A 19,816-nucleotide genomic window follows, 5' to 3' on the forward strand; every position below is an offset into this window, starting at 1 on the left:
CAAGATAAATAAAATAAGTGTATAAATTACATTTTTAAAATAAATTGTATTTTATAGCTTTGGCCATAAATCAGCGTCCCATTGCAATTGTTTTATTTGAAGCAATGGTCTTCCATTTTGCTTAGCATCATAAGCATGATAAATGATATAATCTTTTCCATCAAAAGTATAAGTACTGTTGTGTCCTGCTCCAAACCAGTTTTTGTCACCTTGAATAAGTAAAGTTCCTCCACCTTCGGTCAATGATTTTCCTTCTTTATCAAGATAAGGTCCAGTGATGGTTTTGGATCTTCCAACAACTACTTTATAAGTGCTTTTTTCACCTCGACAACATAAATCCCAAGAAAGAAATTGGTAATAATAACCGTTCTTTTTGAAAATAAAAGGAGCTTCGAGTGCGCCGTCTCCGGGATCACTATCGGCTAGTTCGAATGTTCTTTTTCGTTTAGCAATCGTATGCCATTCCTGTGGTTGTGCGATTGATTTTAAATCTGGATTCAATTTGACCATTTTCAATCCTTCCCAGAAAGAACCAAAAGCGAGCCAAGGAGTCTTGTTTTCGTCGAAAGTCAAATTAGGGTCGATGGCATTCCAAAGATCTCGGTTAGGTATGGACTGAATGACAATTCCTTGATCAACCCATTTGTAAGCGGGGTCTTTTGGATCTAAAGTAGTGTTGGTTGTTACCCCAATCGCCGAAGTATTTTTTGCGAAAGCGGAAACCGAATAATATAAATAATAGATATTGTTGTGAAAAGTGATGTCCGGTGCCCAAATGTGGTTATCAAAACCAGGAACCACAGCATCCACCCATAGAGGTTTTTCTGTGAATATTTGAGGTTGTTTAGTCCAGTTTTTTAATTCCTTAGAACTGAAAACGCTGATTCCTTTTCCAGTGCAATACAAATAGTAGGTGTCTTTTTGCTTGATCATCACCGGATCGTGAACGGTAATGTCTTGGGCAAATGTTGAGGTGCCAATTAATAGAATTAAGAGGGAGTAAAGGAGTTGTATGTGTTTGCGTAATTTCATTTTGGTTGCTTTTTTAAACATATAAGTCATTTAAGAAAATATAAGTTTGATTGGTTTGTAAATGGTTAATAGCAAATTCAATTTTGGAATTGCTTACTGCAATCTGAGAACTGCCTACTTAGTTATCCCTTCCGTTGTCATAATAACTCGTTTCATAGAACCGTCTTTGTTGTAATACAAACGATCGACACAAACTGATCTTCTAAAACTGCCTCCATTTGGCTGAATGCTTCCATTGTGGTAAATGAAATACGATTTTCCTTTAAAATCAATGATGGCTTGGTGATTGGTATTTGAATTGCCAGCGAGTTCATTTAAAATTCCTTTGTATTCCCAGGGGCCATTTATTGATTTGCTCATTGCGTAAGCAATTTTTTCAGGAAACTGATATGCATATGATAAGTAATACCAGTTGTTATGTTTATGAATCCAAGGTGCTTCGGTGAAGTTTGGTAAAGTAATGGTTTGGATTGGGCCATCAAGTTCAGTCATGTTGGCTTTTAATTTGGCGTAGTGACAAACGGTATTTCCCCAGAATAGGTAAGCTTGTCCATCATCATCAATTATTACCGATGGATCGATATCATCCCAATCAATATTAGTTTGAGTAGTCATGTCATTGGTAATAAGCGCTTTTCCCAAAGCATCTTTGAATGGCCCAGTCGGACTGTCAGAAACGGCTACTCCAATCGATTTTCCTTTGGTGGTTCCGTGTTCAACAGTAACATACCAGTAAAATTTTCCGTTGCGCTCAATAACTTGAGCTGCCCAAGCATCTGATTTTGCCCATGTAAAATCGGTTACTTTCAGCGGAACGGGATGTTCCTGCCAATTCACCATATCCGAAGAAGAATACACCAGCCATTCGTTCATTTTATAAAAATTAAAATCGTTTGGTGCTTCATCATGACCAGCATAAAGATATACTTTGTCTTTGTAAACCAAAGCCGCTGGATCTCCAGTGTATTTGTCTTTTATAATTGGGTTGTTGCTGGTTATTTTTCCTCCATTGGAGGAAGCCGAAATATTGTCTTGTGCCATTGTTTTCCACGACGAAACAATTGCCAAAAGCGATAGGGTTATGATTGCATTTTTCATTTTTCAGTAAAAAGAATATGTTGGTTAAAACAAATGCCTTTTTTAATAATCTAAAAAAGGCATTTGTTCAGTAATAGATTAATTTATTTTCTTGCCCCACACTGGTACGCCGGCTGCTGTAAGCCCAGAATAAGTAAGAGTCACTTTGCGTGTAGCGCTTTCCCAATCCCAAGCATCACTTACTTTGCATTTTACGCCATTTACGGTTAATGTTTTGGCAGCACTGTCATAAGACCATGTTCCAGAAACGCCTCCGCTTACTTTTTTATCTGCAGTTAAATAAACAGTAGCCGATTTTTGAATCACAGCATATTGGTAATTCATCGTGATTTGTTCCCATGTTCCAATGAAAGAAGTTTCGCTAATGGTAGTAGCAGGCACTCCAGCATAACGCTCAGGAGCAACTACAGGCCATCCATCTTCAGTCCATTGAATTTCGCGAACATGTCCCATCATTATAGCATTTGAAGCATTGATTCCCGGAACATCTTTTGGTAAGCGGGCTTGTGAAGAATAGAACCATTGTTTGGTTTCAGGATTTTGGAAAACAGCACAATGTGCAAATCCAACCCAACCTGTATGATTGTTAAAACTATAAGGATGTGTAAGCATAGGCCAACAATCGGCGCCGTTAGTTACATTCGCACCATCTATCCCAAGGTAAGGCCCCATAATATTTTTGGAGCGACAAACTCTGGTGTTGTAAGGAACATCCAAACCATCATAAGCCAAGAACAAATAATAATAATCGGTATCAGGATTGTAAATAATCTCAGGTCCTTCTGATGCTTGCCAACGACTGGTTGCGCTACGTGTAGCGATTCGAGTTCCATAATCGGCCAAGGTTTTCAGTTGAAATGGTTTTCCTGTAGTCGGATCTAGTTTTACGGCTGCTATTCCAGAATGCCAAGAACCGTAAATCAGGTATTGGTCTCCTTCTTTGGTTTCGATAAAACTAGGGTCAATTGCATTAAATTTAAAATAAGCATTCTCCCAATTTCTTGCACCTGTAAATGAATATGGTTTTACACCATCAGGTTCTGAGCAAATTACCATTCCTTTGTCTACCCATACATTTGTAGCTAAATCATCGGATTCTGCCAAACCAATAAAGGCTCTTTCCGACCAAGAGTTGTCAAAATTGGCACCTACTATTGGATTATCAACTACAATACTATAATACATACGGTATTTGTTACCCACTTTGCGAACACATGGAGCCCAGTAACCATAATTAGGATTTTCAATTGGCGGTAATGCAGGAACCATTTCGGCTCTTTTATTGTTTAACGTTTCTTTTACCCAAGCAGGAGCAGTAACCATCGAAGAACCCATGAATTCCCAAGTAATAAGATCTTTGGAGCGTCTGTAGAAAAAATGTCCGTGTCCATCTGTTGCATTTCCATAAGAAGCATCAGTTTGGTACATATAATAATAGTCGCCACATTTTACTACCGACGGGTCGTGAACATTGGCCAAGTTCCATTTCGAATTATTTCCCCAAGATGCAATTGATGTATAATTATCTGCATACGTAGGTCCATCGAAAGAAGGTGTTGGTGTTGGCGTTGGCGTTGGAGTAGGTGTTGGCGTTGGAGTCGGTGTTGGTTCCGGTGTAGGATCCTCACTTTTGGAACAGCTACCCAAACAAACAGCTACAATTATAATAAGTACAAAAGAGATTACTACTCTTAGTATGGAATTTGATTTTTTCATGATGAACATTTTATTTGTCACGAATTAGACACTAATTTTTTAGTGTAATAAATGACAGTTCCATTTCTTACTTTCCTTCAAGCATTATTACAGAAAAAGGAGGAAGTTTTACCGTCAGTTTTCCTTTTTTTATTTCAAAGCCTTTGAAAGCAACAGGTTGTATTTTTGTTGGATTGTCGAATGAATTGAAATCTTGCAATTTCGGTGAGCCAATAATCATACCCGTTGCAGTTTTAATTCCAAGCTCATTCAGATCAATCTCCACGGTGTTTTCTTTTTTAGAGTCCACATTCACTAATGAAATATGAACCAATCCTTTTTTGTCTTTCGATGCCGAAACGGATAGGGCAGGAAGTGATTCTTCTTTATAAGTATATAGTGGAGATTTTATCGTAATAGGTAATTGTTGTGCGTCTTGGTGCACACTGTACAACTGCATTACATAATAAGTTGGTGTCAAAATCATTCTGGCTTCATCAGTAAGGATAACCGCTTGCAAAACATTCACGCATTGAGCTAAATTAGCCATACGCACCCTGTCTGCATGATTATTGAAAATGTTAAGGGTTGATCCAGCCAAAACCGCATCCCTCATTGTATTTTGTTGGTATAAGAATCCAGGGTTTGTTCCTTTTTCTACTTCATACCAAGCTCCCCATTCGTCTACGATCATAGCTACTTTTTTCTCTGGATCATATTTGTCCATAATGGCAGAATGCTTTGTAACCAATTCTTCCATTTTTAACGCAGACTTCATAGTTTGGAAATATTCAAATTCTGTAAAATCTGTTCCATCTCCTTTTTTTGCCCAATCGATTACGGCATAATGGTGAACTCCAACTCCTCCTAACATGTTTAATGGAATATCTTTCATCAAAACTTCGGTCCAATTATAATCGGCGCTGTTTGATCCTGATGCGATACGGGTAATTCCACCAGTATTTTCCCAATCAGACATGAACGTTGCATATTTGCGATATTCTCCTGCATAATAATTGGCAGTCATGTTTCCTCCACATCCCCAAGCTTCATTTCCAATTCCCCAGAATTTTACTTTCCAAGGTTCTTTTCTTCCGTTTTTTATACGCAAATCACTCATTGGGCTTTTACCTCCAAAATTGGCATATTGTACCCAGTCTGCTAGTTCTTGAACAGTTCCGCTACCTACGTTTCCAGAAAGGTATGGTTCTGCGCCCAAAGTTTCGCATAGATTCAAGAAATCATGAGTTCCAAAACTATTGTCTTCAGTAGTTCCACCCCACCATCTGTTTACGATTGTAGGTCTGTTTTCTTTTGGACCAATACCGTCTTTCCAGTGATAAGTGTCGGCAAAACATCCACCTGGCCAACGAAGATTAGGTATTTTTAATTTTTTTAAGGCATCGATAATGTCATTACGTACGCCGGCTGTATTTGGTATTTTAGAAGTATCACCCACAAAAAATCCGCCATAGATGCATCTTCCTAAATGCTCAGCAAAATGGCCGTAAATGTTTTTGTCAATTGTTGGAGCAGTTGCAGTATTTTTTATGGTTACTACTGTGGTTTCTTTTTGTGCAAAACTAGTTTGACCACAAAAGGCAATAATGGATAAGATGAATAAGACTTTTTTCATGATGGTTTAATTTATAAAGAGGGAAATTTTATTTTCCATCTAAATTTTATTTTTTTAATAGTTGGTCAGCCTCCTGACCATATAAAAGTAACTATTTCTAGTTTAGGATTATAACTGTCGGCAAAGTGATAATAGTGAATAGTCCGTTTTGTGTTTCTATAAATTATAGAAATATGTGATGGGTCTATTTAACTATTTGTTTTGTCAAACTTTTGCTATGCCATCTGCGATTCTATTTTAAGTTATAAAATCACGTGGTAACCCGTTCAGGAAGTACCACATGATTTTAATAACTCAACTAACTCAAATAAATATTAATAACTTGGATTCTGAACCATTCCTGGATTGTTGTCCATATCTAATTGCGGAATAGGGAAAAACTCTCTTCCTGGAGCATACGAATTAAACTCATTATCTCTTGATTTCAACCATGCTAGTTTAGCGCCATCTTCCAACCATCCCCAACGACGGATGTCATCAAAACGGTGGCCTTCAAGAGCGAATTCTAAGAATCTTTCGTGTCCAATTTGTTCTCTCATAGCAGCTTGTGACAATCCCGGTTTAGCTGTCGCTAAATTTGGTAAACCAACACGAGATCTTACCATTTGAATGTAAGTATACGCTCCCGGAGTATCTCCAGTTTCATTTAAACTTTCAGCATACATTAATAAGATATCAGCATAACGTAACAAACGTTCGTTAATTCCTGAACGCCAGTCATATTCATCGGCATAATTTCCGTCAGAGTTTTGATATTTTGCGCAAAATAAATCATTTAAATCTGCTTGATTGCCAGCATATTTTGTAGCAAAATCTTGTCCGTACAATTGCATTCCGCCTGGTTTGTTATAGAACATAGTAGCGTCCAAACGAGGGTCTACAGCTCCTGTAGTTGTTGCTTCATCATGGAATTCATTAAACAATGCCCAAGATGGTTGCACATCTGTCCATCCGAAAGCTCTTGGAGCATAAGTAATTGCTCTTGCAGAAGTTTTTCCCCAGTTTGAAGCTGGAATTCCACCCCATCCTAATTCCACTCCACCAGCTGCTCTACTGAATTGAACTTCAAATAACGATTCTGAATTGTTCTCATTTGTATCTGTAAAGTTATCGCGATAGTTTGCTACTAATGAATAAACTCCTAGATCGATTACTTGTTTGAAAGTAGTTTTTGCATTTGTAAAATCTTTTGTAAACAAGTATGCTTTTCCTAAGTATCCTAGTGCAGCTCCTTTGGTAGCACGCCCTTTTTCTCCAGCATCTATTCCAGAAATTCCTGCATAAGATGTAGGTAATAAATCAGCAGCAGCTTTGAAGTCTGCAATTACTTGAGCCCAACCTTCTTCTTGAGTTTTTTGTGGGTAGTATACTGCTATTTCTGTAGGTAATGGTACGTTCTTAAACATGTTTACAGCATGAAATAAGTATAAACCTCTTAAAAAATAAGCTTGACCAAGAATTCTGTTTTTTAGTGCTGCATCTGTAAAAGCAATTTTTGGCACATTGGTCAAAACCTGATTGGCTCTAAAAATACCTTGATAATAAGTCTCGTATGCCCATCCATAAATGGCGGGATCAGCAACATTTGTGTTGAAGTGGCCGACATTGTACATTGATCCCCAAGGGCTGTTAGTACGGGAATCATCTGCTTTTACATCTAATAATAGCGGAGTACTTCTCATGTATGTACCATCAGTCAATAAACTTGAATAGGTAGCATTGATTCCTTCAAGAGCGTCTTGATCTGTTTTCCAGAATTTATCTACAGAATCATTATTTGGGTCTAGTTGGGTTAAATCGTCATCAGTAACGCAACTTGTTGTTATTAATGCAAGCGTTAAGAAACCAGCTGCATAATTAAATATTTTATGTTTCATTTTGATTCGTTTTTAATTGTTTAGCTAATTTTAAAATTTCACGTCAAGTCCTAATAAAATTGTTCTAGGATTTGGGAAAGAACCTGCATCGTATCCTCTTGAGAATAGTCCGTCATTGCTGTTGAAATCTGGGTCGTAGCCTTTGTAATCTGTTATAGTCCAAAGATTTTGTCCATTTACATAAATTCTTGCTTTTTCAATAAAAAAGTTTTTAGGAGTAGGGATTTGATATCCAATTTCCATAGTTTGCAATCTTACATAATCTCCATTTTCGATGAAACGATTAGAGTCTCTGCTGTTGGCATTTGGATCTCCAATAATTGGACGAGGAACATTAGTATCTGTATTTGTTGGTGTCCAAAAATTAAGTTCATCTGTACTATGATTAATGTATTGTCCTACCATCAAATCACGGTACATCGCATTAAATACTTTATTTCCTCCTGAACCTTGCCATAGCATTGTGAAATCAAAGCCTTTATAAGAAGCACCAAAATTAGCACCAAAAGTATAAGTTGGGATAGAAGATCCTTGGAAAGTTCTGTCTTCATCAGTAATGGCACCATCTCCGTCAATATCTTTGAAACGAATATCTCCAATACCTGCATTTGTTTGAGTTGGACCTGCAGCTATTTCAGCAGCATTTTGGAAAATTCCATCAGTTTGGTAGGCATAAAGTTCACCAGCAGATCTTCCTACTTCTGTTTTAGAAGCTGAACCATAGATTGGGTTTCCATTAACACCAATTTTTGTTACTTCATTTTTTAAAGTTCCTACGTTAGCACCAATGTTATATTTGAACTCATGATCGTTGTTATTGTAAGCTACAGAGAATTCAAAACCACTATTGTTTATAGCACCACCATTTGTTAAAACATCAGCAGGGAATGCACCAGTTGAAAATGGTAATGGAACTCTAACTAAAAGATCGTCTGATTTTTTATTAAAATATTCTGCTGTAAATTGTAAATCATTGTTAAAGAAACCAAGTTCAAGAGCAACATCGCTACTTTCTGATGTTTCCCAACGTAAATCTGGATCTATAGAACTTATTACTGTAGTACCATTTGCCAATGCATTATTAAAGTCATAACCAGCAAAACGATTCACTGTTGTAGCAAATGAATAAGGTTCAATAGGATTGTTTCCTAAGCGTCCCCAGCTTCCTCTCAACTTAATGTTGCTAATGTATTCAGGTAAGTGAATGAATTTTTCGTTGCTAATTTTCCAAGCTCCAGAAAATGAGTAGGCATCAACTTTGTTGTTTTTTTCTCCGAAAAGAGATGATTTATCTTGTCTGTAGTTTGCTTGAAACAAATAACGGTCGTCAAAAGAATAATTGATTCTGCTGATGTATGATATACCTGTAATTGTGTTTTTGAATTCTCCACCACTAATACTGTTAGCATATTGAAGTTCAGTAATTTCTCCAGGAGTATAACCAACACCTTTTGACCAGTGGTTGTAAAAGTCTCTTTTTTCTTGAATCCATCCACCCATAACATCAAATTTATGCTTGCCAAAAGTATTTTCATACGTCAAAATATTATTGATGAATGTGTTTGTTTGGTTAGCGTTTGAGATATCAAGTGAAGACTCGTCATTAGTTGTAATGTAATACCATCCTAAGTCACTTGGTGGTATAAATAATCTATTTTGAGTATCTGTTCTGTCATAACTTACGTCAAGTTTGTATTTTAATCCCTTAACGATTTCAAGTTGTCCCCAAAGGTCTCCAATGAAACGATTTCTTCTGTCTCTATTCTCAAGTAAATTATTGAAACCGATTACGTTCATCGAAATCGCTCTTTGCGTTGCATTATCAGTTCCACCGTATCCGCCTAATCTGTTTTCGTCATAAACAGGCATTGTTGGGATAGCTGTTAATAAACTAGAAATAGCAGACTCTCCAACATAACTGTTGAATTTTTCTTTACCAGACTCAGTATAGGCTAATTTAGTACCATAAGTAAATCTTCCTTTCTTTCCTGATAAATTTAGATTCATAGTGTATCTTTCATAATCTTGAGGAGATTCAACATAACTACTATTTTTAAAATAATCTAAATTCACATTATAGGATAATCCTTCAGATCCACCACTTAGAGATATAGCTTGATTTTGTATTACACCAGTCCCAAAAGCCTCATCTTGCCATTTTGTGTCTACATCATTTATGTATTGAGGATTAGTTGGGTCGTTTCCTGGAGCAATTGACAATCCTGCATTTTGTTCAGCTGCACTAGTGATAGTTTGGTATCCAACTCTATCTGTAACTGACCATTGTTTTGGTACCATTTGGAATCCAGTAATGGATTTAAATCCAACACTCATTTTTCCTTGTTTTCCTTTTTTCGTAGTAATGATTACTACCCCGTTTGCTCCACGTACACCATAAATAGCCGCAGAAGCTCCGTCTTTTAATACTTGCATCGATTCGATATCGCCTGGAGCGAAATCGTATGGATTTTCAACAATCATTCCATCAATAATGAAAAGAGGATTACTTTTGGTAGCAGAAAAAGTAGATATACCTCTAATTTTGATATTAACAAAACCTCCTGGTTCTCCAGATGATTGTACTGATACTCCTGCTACTTGCCCTTGTAACATTTTTGCAGGATCATAAGTAACAATGGTTTTTGCTTCTTTTAAGTTTACTACACTCACCGCTCCAGATAAGTCTGCTTTCTTTTGTGTTGCGTATCCAATAACTACTACTTCATTCAGTTTGTTGTTATCTTCTTTTAATGCAATATTGATTTGAGTACTGTTAGCAATTGTAATTTCTTTAGTTTCATATCCAATGTATGAGAAAACTAAAACATCAGTTGGGTTGGCATTGATAGAATATTCACCATCAAATCCTGTAGAAATTGCTGTGCTAGTTCCTTTCACTAATATATTTACTCCAGGTAACGGCATACTATCACTTGAAGAAGTAACTTTTCCTGAAACAACATTAGGCTGTTGCGCCGATGCATTATAAGTACTGAAGAGTATAACTAATATTGCTAATAGCCATTCTTTTTTTGGCAATAAAAAATTGCAATAAAAAAATAATCTGTGGTTTGTTGTCATATTGATTGCATTTTGGTTAATTATAAGTGTAGTTTTTACATTTGTAAATTTAAATAAAAAAAAAGCATAAAAACAAATTAATCTGATAAAAAAAGTCGCGAAAAAAAACGGATATCCTAAAATATACTGATATGTGCAGTGATTTGTGTAATTTATAGTATTAAAAAACGTTTTCGTTAATTGTAATGATTTAAAAATCAATTACTTGTATTTTAAGTTTGTTTCTGAATCGATTTTAATATTTTTTTAATATTTTTTAATTCAGTTCGTTTTTTGTCAAAAAAAGAACGATTTAGATTATAAAATATACCTATGAAAGTCTATTATTTTAGCTTTTTGTATCTTTTATGAACTTCTAAAATGCAAAAAAAACGTCTTTAAATGTTATTTTAACACTTAATTGTGGTGTAGGTATTGAAAAATAAGTTGAAAAATTGACTTTAAATCTTTATTTTTAGATTTTAGTAAGGACAGAACAAAAGGCAAGGAATGATGAAAAAAGTATATCATTTAGTAAATCAGGCACTTAATGTTTAATTGTAGATTATTTTTTATTAGTGTAAAAACAACATTAATTAAATTTGGTAGTTTTAAGGAAGTTCTTATATTTACCACAAAATATATAGAAAATGCTAAATAGTTATAGTACAGCTGACAAAGTTCTTCTAGCGGTAGATTGTATCATTTTCGGCTTTGATGAAGATGGATTGAAAATTCTTTTGATTAAAAGGGATTTCGAGCCAGAAAAAGGGAAATGGTCTTTAATGGGAGGATTTCTTAGAAAAGAGGAAGTATTGGATGATGCAGCCATAAGAGTCTTGAATACTTATACCGGCTTACAGGATATCTATATGGAACAACTTTATACCTATAGTGAAATTGATCGTGACCCAGTGGAAAGAACCATATCGGTAGCGTATTATGCACTGATTAATATTGAAAATCATAATGCCGAATTGATTCAGAATTACCATGCGAAATGGTTTAGTGTTTCTGAAGTGCCAAAATTGATTTTTGACCACGACAATATGTTGTCACATGCCATAAGAAGATTGCGTTACAGAACTTCTATGCGACCAGTTGGATTCGAACTTTTACCAGAAAAATTCAAAATGAGTCAGTTGCTTAAACTGTACGAGTCTATTTTGGATAAACAAATTGACAAAAGAAATTTTATTAGCAAAATAAACTCATTGGATATTTTGATAAAATTAGATGAGAAAGACATGACTTCTTCTAGAAAAGGTTCCTATCTCTATACTTTTGACAAAGAAAAATACGATGCAAAACTCTTGAATAATTTTGCACTGAATTTTTAAAGTAGAATTTGATTTTTAGGTAAATAAAAAAAGGAAGCTCCAAATGAAGCTTCCTTTTTTGTTGAACTAAAATGAACTTTATATACTTAATTTCTAGCTGTTTCCTTTTTGATAATCAGCCAGAAATTGCGCCAATCCGCTATCGGTCAAAGGATGTTTTAATAACCCAGTGATTGAAGATAATGGACCAGTCATTACATCAGATCCTAGTTTTGCACAATTTATAACATGCATTGTATTACGAACGGAAGCTGATAAAATTTGAGTTTGAAAATCATAATTGTCATATATCTGTCTGATATCGGCAATCAATCCCATACCGTCAGTACAAATATCATCTAGTCTACCTAGAAACGGAGACACATAAGTAGCTCCAGCTTTGGCAGCAAGTAATGCCTGTCCTACTGAAAATACTAAGGTTACATTAGTTCTGATTCCTTTATCCGAAAAATATTTACAAGCTTTAACTCCAGCAGCAATCATAGGCAGTTTTACCACAATCTGAGGATGCAAAGCAGCCAATATTTCGCCTTCACGAACCATTCCTTCATAATCTGTCGCAATCACCTCTGCCGAAACATCTCCGTCAACAATTTCACAGATAGCAACATAGTGCTTCAAAATATTGTCTGCGCCGGTTATTCCTTCTTTGGCCATTAATGATGGATTGGTAGTTACACCATCTAATACTCCTAGGGCCTGAGCCTCTGCAATTTCATTTAAATTTGCTGTGTCAATAAAAAATTTCATAAGTATGTTTTTTTGGAGATTCTAAGTTTCTGAGTTACTAAGAATCTGAGTTTTTTTTAATGTTTTTGTCTTAGTTTCTTAGAAACTTTGCGTTTTAGCCTCTGTTTTACTCTCCTCAATATATTTTAATATTTCAGCAGAAACATGTTGGCTTGTAAATCCAAATTTTTCATCCAATACGCCTGCTGGAGCTGAATAGCCAAAATGATCCAATCCTACTATTTTTCCGCTGTCGCCTATTAAACCTTCAAGGTTTACGGGAAGACCTGCAGTAAGTCCGAACACAAGTTTTCCTTTTGGAATAATACTTTCTTGATATGATTTGGATTGTGATTTAAACAAGCCTTCGGAAATAATGGAAGCGATATTTATTTTTAGATTATGTTCTTTTTCTAAAATCAGGGCAGCATCGATAAGCGTTGAAACTTCAGATCCGTTTGCGATCAAAGTAATGTCTGGATTTTGTGTCTTTTTCACCAAATAACCACCTTTCTTGGCTTCTGTTGCTTCTTCATATCTTGTAGTATATGCAGCTGGAATATCCTTTATACCTTGTCTTGAAAGGATTAAAGCCGTTGGAGTTTTGATGTTTTTCAAAGCCATATCCCAAGCTACGGAAGTTTCGATAGCATCAGCAGGGCGAAGTGCCAAAAGACTTTGATGTCCTGAGTGGTTTTTAACTTTTTCCAATAAACGCATTTGTGCTTCTTGTTCGATAGGCTGGTGTGTTGGCCCGTCTTCACCTACTCTGAAAGAGTCATGTGTAAGGACATATTTTACCGGAAGTTCCTGGATTGCTGCCAATCGTATAGCAGGTTTCATGTAATCTGAGAATACAAAGAACGTTGCCACTACTGGAACCACACCACCATGTAAAGCAATACCGTTTGCGATAGAAGTCATAGTCAATTCCGCAACTCCAGCTTGTAAAAAGGCTCCTTCGAAATTATTTTTTTGCAATACGGATGATTTTTTCAAGAAACCATCAGTTTTATCACTATTGGATAAATCGGCTGAAGAAACAATGATGTTTTCTACGTTTTCTGCCAAATAAGCTAATACTGCAGATGATGCGTCTCTTGTTGCAGCATTTGGTTTTTGAGCCACTTTGCTTAAATCCAATTCGGGTAATTTGCCGGATAAGAACAACTGCATTTTTTGTGCCAATGCTGGGTTTTCATTTTCCCATTTAGTGATTTGTTGTTTTCTTAATGAAGCTTTTTCTGCTTTTTTGGATAAAATATCGGAGTAATGTGAAGCTACTTCTTCAAAAATAGCGAAAGGATCTTCTGGATTAGCTTTAAGATTCAACAGTGTTTTAATGTAATCGGCTTTGGTATCACCAATAGGCTTCCCGTGCAGTTCACATTCACCTTCATACATAGAACCATCTTCAGTAACACAACCTTTCCCCATGATTGTTTTTCCGATGATCAAGGTTGGCCTTTCGGTTTCATTATTTGCGGTATCCAATGCTTTTCGGATTTCCGAATGATCGTGTCCGTCAATTGTAATTACGTTCCATCCCCATGCCTTGTATTTCATGGCTGTATCTTCAGAAGTAACTTCATCGGTCATCGAAGAAAGTTGTACATCATTAGAATCATAGAACATAATAAAATTGTTCAATCCCAAATGTCCTGCGATTCTTCCCGCTCCTTGAGAAATCTCTTCTTGAACACCACCATCAGTAATGAAACCATATATTTTGTGGTCAAAAAGTCCTTTGAACCTTGCATCAAGAAACTTGGCAGCGATTGCTGCTCCAACACCCATTGCATGTCCTTGTCCTAATGGTCCCGAGGTATTTTCGATTCCTCTTAGTACATCAACTTCAGGATGGCCTGGAGTTACAGAGCCCCATTGTCTAAATTGTTGTATATCCTCTTTTTTATAGTTTCCTAACAAATAGTATTGTGCATACATCAAAGCCGATAAATGTCCCGCATCCATAAAAAAGCGATCTCTAAAGGGCCAATCCATTTGAGTTGGGTCAAAATCTAAATACTCAGTGTATAAAATATGCATAAAATCAGCTCCTCCCATTGCACCTCCCGGGTGTCCTGAATTGGCTTTTTCTACCATTGAAATAGCCAGTGCTCTTATGTTGTCTGCGGCTAAATTGTCAATTTTTTGGTTCATAATTTTAAAATTTGGTTGTAATAGTGTTATTGATGTTTCTATTTATTCAAATGAACATAGAAACTTTTTTTGATTTAAAGTTAGATTGGTTTTATCCGTTTGTAATTTTAAATCGAGTAATTGAGGTTTACTATTTTGTTCTGGTGTTGGATTATCTCATTAAATAAGAGACTCTTTTTAAGACTGTAAGGGAGAATAAAATAATAAGTGTAAAAAATACATTTGCAAATATAACTAAATTTGTTTTACAAAAACAAAAAAGAAAATATCATTTTCTTCAGCATAAGTTAGGTGTGGTTAAAATCAATAAGGAATTCAAAATTTTGAATAGATGGAAGAACAAATTCTTAATAGCTAGTTATCGCGTTGTAAAAAAATGTAAACTCAAAAGTTGATGTTTCTTTTATTTAAAAAAACTGATAATTCTCTATGTGAAAGAAATGTGTTTTTTTAAAAAAAATTCTATGAATCAGTCAGAGGTTTCATAAATCAAGTCAAATCTGTTTAAAAATAAAATTCATTTAATTCATAAATGAAAGTTAAATCGTATAAATATACTAAATATATGTATTTCAACGATTATATTTGTATTTAATAGGTTTTTGTTATTATCTTTGACCTATCTATTCAAAAAGATAGATTTTAAGGATTGTAATTTCTAATATTTATTTAGTAGGTTAGATAATTAGATCGAATTACATCTAGTATACTTAAAGTTATCTTTATTAAAAAAGACAGTCATGGGGGTGACTGTCTTTTTTGCTTTAAATCATAAATTAATGAATGTTAAATATCTGAGATCTGTTCAATTTGTGTTATCAGTGTGACCTTTTTTTAGTTTTGAGAAAATAAAGTAATTGAACTACAATGAATTTCTAATAATCAAAGCACTTTTATTTTCAATTTGTTCTTTTTTTCCGGTAAGAACCATTTGCGCCAATAGTTTTCCCATGGTGGTAAAATCGGTGGAAATAGTTGTAATTCCATTAGAAACTACTTTTTTCAGTGGAGTTTCGTTGTAGGAAATGATTCCAAAATCGGTTCCTAATTTTAAGTTTTGTTGTCGGGCTTTCTCAATTACCCGAACCAAATCTCTGTCATTCGGAATGATGTAAACGCCTCCAATAGTTATTTCGTTGTCTGAGAATTCATTAATTACCTCATAATCAATATTATATTCTGAGCAATAGTTTTCAAATCCAATCTTCATTCCCAGAGGTTCTCTAAAACCAGGGAAAATCATAATGAATTTTTTATACTTGTTTAGTCTTGTTTTTCCTTTATACAGCCCTTCAAAGATGTCTTTTTTGTGGTTTTGGTAAATAGCAGGGAATATTTTTAGATCGTCATTAGTTTGATCGAGTATGATTACGTCATTTACTGGTAGGGTTTTTATAGTTGCAACTACATCGATTAAGTTGGTTGGCATAATGATGTATTTGGTATAATTTCCATTACTGTCATTTATCAATTTTTTAAAAACCTGAACATTAAAATGGTGGAAGAAAATTTCTACTTGTACATTTTTTCCAATATTTTTTAAAAATGAATTATAGATATCTTCTTTAAAAATATTAAGCTCGTCGAAAAGTAAAAATATTTTCTGTTTTATAGTGATTTCAACGCTTTTCACGTAATATCCTTTGCCGGGAATGGCAAAAATAATTCCTCTTTTTTTGAGATCATCATATCCTAATAAGACGGTATCCCGTGATAATGAAAAGGCCAAACACACTTTATTTACCGATGGGAGCCTGTCTCCTTTTGTAAGTTTTTCCTCCTCAATTGCTTTTTCGATTGACTGGATGATTTGTTTGTATTTTGGAATGCCAAGGTTGTTTTGGATGGAAATTATTTTCATAGCAAAAGATGTTTTTTTGTCAAATATATAAAAAACTGGTAGGTACTGGTCTGTAAGATTGTTTTTGTAAGCGTAAGTTTGCTTTAATGTCAATTAATTAAGATAAAAAAATCAATATCGCAATTTTAATTAATTATTAATATTAAATAATTAGATTTTAATCATCATAAGCGTCTATTTAATATGGTTGAAATTTTATAATTAAACTCAATTTAATAACCAATTTATTTTAAAACTATGAATTTATGAAAAAGAAAAAGAATGTTAATCCAATGAAAAGCTTAATGTCTTTCATTACATCTAAACTCGCACTGTCAATTATTATTTTGACATCGTGCATTAGCATGCAAGGGCAGAATACTATTACGGGAACACTTCGCGATAGCAAAACTGATCAAGCAATTATAGGTGCCACTGTTTCTGTAAAGGGAACTACAAATGGTACCAATACAGATTTTAATGGAGCTTATAAACTTACAGTTACGAATCCAAAGGATATATTAGTTTTTTCATACGTTGGATATACTACAATTGAAGAAGCAATAAATGGTAGAGATGTTATTAATGCTTCCCTAAAAGAAGAAAGCAATGCTTTGAATGAAGTAGTTGTTATCGGTTATGGTAGCGTTAAAAAAAGTGGTGCTACTGGTGCTATAGCTAGTTTGAAAGCCAAGCAATTGGATGCTCAAAGTAATACCAACTTAGGTAGTGCAATTCAAGGTAAGGTTGCCGGGGTTTCTGTTGAATCTGCTGGAGGTAGCCCAGGTTCTGGGACTAGAATTCAGATAAGAGGAGCAGGCTCATTAAATAATAACACACCTTTGATTTTGGTAGATGATATTCAAGTTGCATCTATGAACAGTTTGAGCCCAAATGACATTGAATCCATTGAAGTCTTGAAAGATGCAGCCGCAGCCGCAATTTATGGTTCTAGAGCAGCAAATGGTGTAATTATTATTACAACTAAGAACGGTAAAAAAGGAGACATAAAGGTTACTTTGGATGTATTTGGTGGTGTTGCTAGTGTAACTAAACAATTGGATTTATTGAATCAGGAACAATGGGCAATGGTTAGTAATGCAGCTTATGCAGCAGCTGGAAAAGCACCATTGGATATTGCTCTTAATCCTGAAGTGGGAGGAGTAGGAGTTAACTATCAAGATGAAATTTTTAGAACTGCGCCAACTCAAAACTACTCTTTAGGTTTTCTAGGAGGATCGGATAATTTAAAATACAGTATGTCTTTGAACTATTTTAATCAAGAGGGTGTAATTAAAGAAACTAATTACGACCGTTTCAACATGAGAGTGAAATCTGATTATAAAAAAGGGATATTTAAAATTGGGGAGACAATTTTGTTGACTAAAGAAAAAAGAAAAGAATTGCCTGGTATTCCTGGACAAGGAAGTAATGTTCTTGGAGCAGCGATTACAATGATACCTGGTTTTGCTATTTATGATGAAAATGCCATTGGTGGATACGGTGGAGCTTCTGGTTCTGTAACTGATATCTTTAACCCAGTGGCAGCATTAAATCTTTTTGACGTAACAAGTGATACTTATCAAGCGTTAATAAACACATATGTTGAAGCTACTTTTCTCAAAGATTTTAAATATAAATTAAATGTTGGGGCAACTGTATCAGAATTCAAAAGAGATAATTATACTCCACGTTATGAGGTGGGTGGGTTCTTTAAAAATTTAGATAATGATTTAGTTCATACAGATGAGTTTAATTTATATACTCAAGTAGAGAACACATTGAATTATACAAAATCTTTTGGCAAACACTATGTGAATGCTTTGGCTGGATATACTGTATATAATAATGGTTTCAAATCAGTAGTAAGTTCTGTAAGTGGAATTCCTGATGATATCTATGTACTTGCAGGAGCAGTTCAACCAGCTGTAACGGGTTATAATTTAGAGAACAATTTGGTTTCTTATCTAGGACGTGCAATATATTCTTATGATAATAAATATACTTTGTCAGCTACTATAAGACGTGATGGATCATCTCGATTTAGTCCAGAAAACAAATGGGGTAATTTTCCTTCTGTTTCTGCAGCTTGGGGTTTAGGTAAAGAAACATTTTTTACGAACCTTAACACACCAATTACAGATTTGAAATTACGTGCTAGCTACGGTGTATTAGGAAATCAAGAAATAGGTGATTACCAATATTTAGGATTAATTACGTCTGGAATTAGTTATGGAGTAGGAGAGCCAAATACTTTATGGAGTGGAAATATACAAACAAATTCTCCAGGAGTTGGTTTAAAATGGGAGTCGACTGAAACTGCCGATTTTGGTTTGGATCTAGATTTATGGAATGGAAAACTGCAATACACTTTTGACTATTTTAATAAACAAACCTCAGATTTACTTTTAAGAGTGCCAATTCCATTGTCAGTTGGATCAAGCGATAATCCTTATACAAATGCTGGAAATGTAACCAATAAAGGATATGAAATGAGCTTAACTTACAATGAGAAAATTGGAGATTTTAATTTCAATGTAACGGGTAATTTTTCAAGTATCAAAAACAATGTTGACGAACTTAGTACAGGAAGTCAGGTATTAGAAGGATCTACTGGTTCATTTCACGGTGCTCCAATAACATACAGTAAAGTGGGTTACCCAATTTATTCATTTTTCTTAGTTGATACAAATGGATTGTTTAGATCTCAAGCTGAGATTGATGCACACACTAAAAATGGAACCTTGATTCAGCCAAATGCACAAGTAGGAGATGTTAGATATGTTGATTATAATGGAGATGGAGAAATTAATGGAGAAGATAGACAATATAAAGGAAGTGCCTTTCCTAAGTTTGAATATGGGTTGAGATTCCAAGGTGATTGGAAAGGAATTGATTGTACTATTGCTTTGCAAGGAGTAGAAGGAAATAAGATTTATAATGGGAATAACCAAGATATTGCAACTGTAAGATCTAATATTAACTATTCTACTGCAACATTAGATTCATATACTTTTAATCCAAATTCAAATTTCCCGAGGTTAGATATTGACGATAAAAATAATAATGGAGCAGATTATTCTGATCGTTTTCTTGAGGATGGTTCTTATCTTAGAATCAAAACCATTCAAGTTGGTTATACAATTCCAAACAGCATAACAAGTCAAATTTCTATCGATAAATGTAGAATTTATTTTGCAGGAGATAACCTTTATACTTTTACTAACTATACGGGTTATAACCCAGATGTGTCTGCAAATGCATTGGGAGGAAGAGGTATTGATTATAAATCATATCCATTAAGCAAAACAATACTTTTTGGTTTGCAACTTAACTTTTAAATCGA

At 34.7% G+C, this 19,816-nt stretch carries 11 protein-coding genes; 2 read left to right on the forward strand and 9 right to left on the reverse strand.

What is annotated here, in order from left to right; all coding sequences use genetic code 11:
- Positions 1-51: 51 nt before the first annotated feature.
- The 6 genes from J2W95_RS09660 to J2W95_RS09685 all read right to left on the reverse strand — a co-directional run bounded on the left by J2W95_RS09660 (position 52) and on the right by J2W95_RS09685 (position 10,419).
- Positions 52-1,032: an arabinan endo-1,5-alpha-L-arabinosidase gene (locus J2W95_RS09660; protein WP_310006375.1), complete on the reverse strand. Its 981-nt coding sequence runs from the start codon at positions 1,030-1,032 to the stop codon at positions 52-54.
- Positions 1,033-1,146: 114 nt separating this feature from the next.
- Entirely contained in the window at positions 1,147-2,130 is a 984-nt protein-coding gene (locus tag J2W95_RS09665; protein ID WP_310006377.1) for a glycoside hydrolase family 43 protein, read from the reverse strand.
- 78 nt (positions 2,131-2,208) lie between these two features.
- Positions 2,209-3,846 (reverse strand): arabinan endo-1,5-alpha-L-arabinosidase, encoded by a 1,638-nt coding sequence (locus J2W95_RS09670; RefSeq protein ID WP_310006379.1) that lies wholly within the window; start codon positions 3,844-3,846, stop codon positions 2,209-2,211.
- Positions 3,847-3,913: 67 nt separating this feature from the next.
- On the reverse strand, positions 3,914-5,461 hold the full coding sequence (locus J2W95_RS09675; RefSeq protein WP_310006381.1) for an alpha-N-arabinofuranosidase: 1,548 nt from the start codon (positions 5,459-5,461) through the stop codon (positions 3,914-3,916).
- A gap of 314 nt (positions 5,462-5,775) precedes the next feature.
- On the reverse strand, positions 5,776-7,338 hold the full coding sequence (locus J2W95_RS09680; RefSeq protein ID WP_310006382.1) for a RagB/SusD family nutrient uptake outer membrane protein: 1,563 nt from the start codon (positions 7,336-7,338) through the stop codon (positions 5,776-5,778).
- A gap of 30 nt (positions 7,339-7,368) precedes the next feature.
- On the reverse strand, positions 7,369-10,419 hold the full coding sequence (locus tag J2W95_RS09685; RefSeq protein ID WP_310006384.1) for a SusC/RagA family TonB-linked outer membrane protein: 3,051 nt from the start codon (positions 10,417-10,419) through the stop codon (positions 7,369-7,371).
- A gap of 629 nt (positions 10,420-11,048) precedes the next feature.
- Between J2W95_RS09685 and J2W95_RS09690 the strand changes: the two genes are divergently transcribed.
- Positions 11,049-11,738 (forward strand): NUDIX hydrolase, encoded by a 690-nt coding sequence (locus tag J2W95_RS09690; RefSeq protein WP_310006386.1) that lies wholly within the window; start codon positions 11,049-11,051, stop codon positions 11,736-11,738.
- A 93-nt stretch (positions 11,739-11,831) separates the two neighbouring features.
- Here the strand turns inward: J2W95_RS09690 and fsa are convergent, their stop codons facing one another.
- The 3 genes from fsa to J2W95_RS09705 all read right to left on the reverse strand — a co-directional run bounded on the left by fsa (position 11,832) and on the right by J2W95_RS09705 (position 16,491).
- Positions 11,832-12,488: a fructose-6-phosphate aldolase gene (gene fsa / locus J2W95_RS09695; RefSeq protein ID WP_310006388.1), complete on the reverse strand. Its 657-nt coding sequence runs from the start codon at positions 12,486-12,488 to the stop codon at positions 11,832-11,834.
- A 78-nt stretch (positions 12,489-12,566) separates the two neighbouring features.
- Entirely contained in the window at positions 12,567-14,630 is a 2,064-nt protein-coding gene (locus J2W95_RS09700; RefSeq protein ID WP_310006390.1) for a transketolase family protein, read from the reverse strand.
- A gap of 862 nt (positions 14,631-15,492) precedes the next feature.
- A complete protein-coding gene (locus J2W95_RS09705) occupies positions 15,493-16,491 on the reverse strand; it encodes a GntR family transcriptional regulator (protein ID WP_310006392.1) in 999 nt (332 codons plus the stop codon).
- Between the two features lie 245 nt (positions 16,492-16,736).
- Here J2W95_RS09705 and J2W95_RS09710 point away from each other — a divergent pair, with 245 nt between their 5' ends.
- Complete coding sequence (locus J2W95_RS09710; RefSeq protein ID WP_310006394.1) at positions 16,737-19,811, forward strand: SusC/RagA family TonB-linked outer membrane protein; 3,075 nt, start codon at positions 16,737-16,739, stop codon at positions 19,809-19,811.
- The last annotated feature ends 5 nt before the right edge of the window (positions 19,812-19,816 follow it).

It is taken from the genome of Flavobacterium granuli, assembly GCF_031456055.1.
Lineage (GTDB): Bacteria > Bacteroidota > Bacteroidia > Flavobacteriales > Flavobacteriaceae > Flavobacterium > Flavobacterium granuli_A.

Excerpts from the sequence above, each read along its gene's own strand:
- J2W95_RS09660 (WP_310006375.1), bottom strand. The coding sequence starts at position 1,032 with ATGAAATTACGCAAACACATACAACTCCTTTACTCCCTCTTAATTCTA.
- J2W95_RS09665 (WP_310006377.1), bottom strand. The coding sequence starts at position 2,130 with ATGAAAAATGCAATCATAACCCTATCGCTTTTGGCAATTGTTTCGTCG.
- J2W95_RS09670 (WP_310006379.1), bottom strand. The coding sequence starts at position 3,846 with ATGAAAAAATCAAATTCCATACTAAGAGTAGTAATCTCTTTTGTACTT.
- J2W95_RS09675 (WP_310006381.1), bottom strand. The coding sequence starts at position 5,461 with ATGAAAAAAGTCTTATTCATCTTATCCATTATTGCCTTTTGTGGTCAA.
- J2W95_RS09680 (WP_310006382.1), bottom strand. The coding sequence starts at position 7,338 with ATGAAACATAAAATATTTAATTATGCAGCTGGTTTCTTAACGCTTGCA.
- J2W95_RS09685 (WP_310006384.1), bottom strand. The coding sequence starts at position 10,419 with ATGACAACAAACCACAGATTATTTTTTTATTGCAATTTTTTATTGCCA.
- J2W95_RS09690 (WP_310006386.1), top strand. The coding sequence starts at position 11,049 with ATGCTAAATAGTTATAGTACAGCTGACAAAGTTCTTCTAGCGGTAGAT.
- fsa (WP_310006388.1), bottom strand. The coding sequence starts at position 12,488 with ATGAAATTTTTTATTGACACAGCAAATTTAAATGAAATTGCAGAGGCT.
- J2W95_RS09700 (WP_310006390.1), bottom strand. The coding sequence starts at position 14,630 with ATGAACCAAAAAATTGACAATTTAGCCGCAGACAACATAAGAGCACTG.
- J2W95_RS09705 (WP_310006392.1), bottom strand. The coding sequence starts at position 16,491 with ATGAAAATAATTTCCATCCAAAACAACCTTGGCATTCCAAAATACAAA.
- J2W95_RS09710 (WP_310006394.1), top strand. The coding sequence starts at position 16,737 with ATGAAAAAGAAAAAGAATGTTAATCCAATGAAAAGCTTAATGTCTTTC.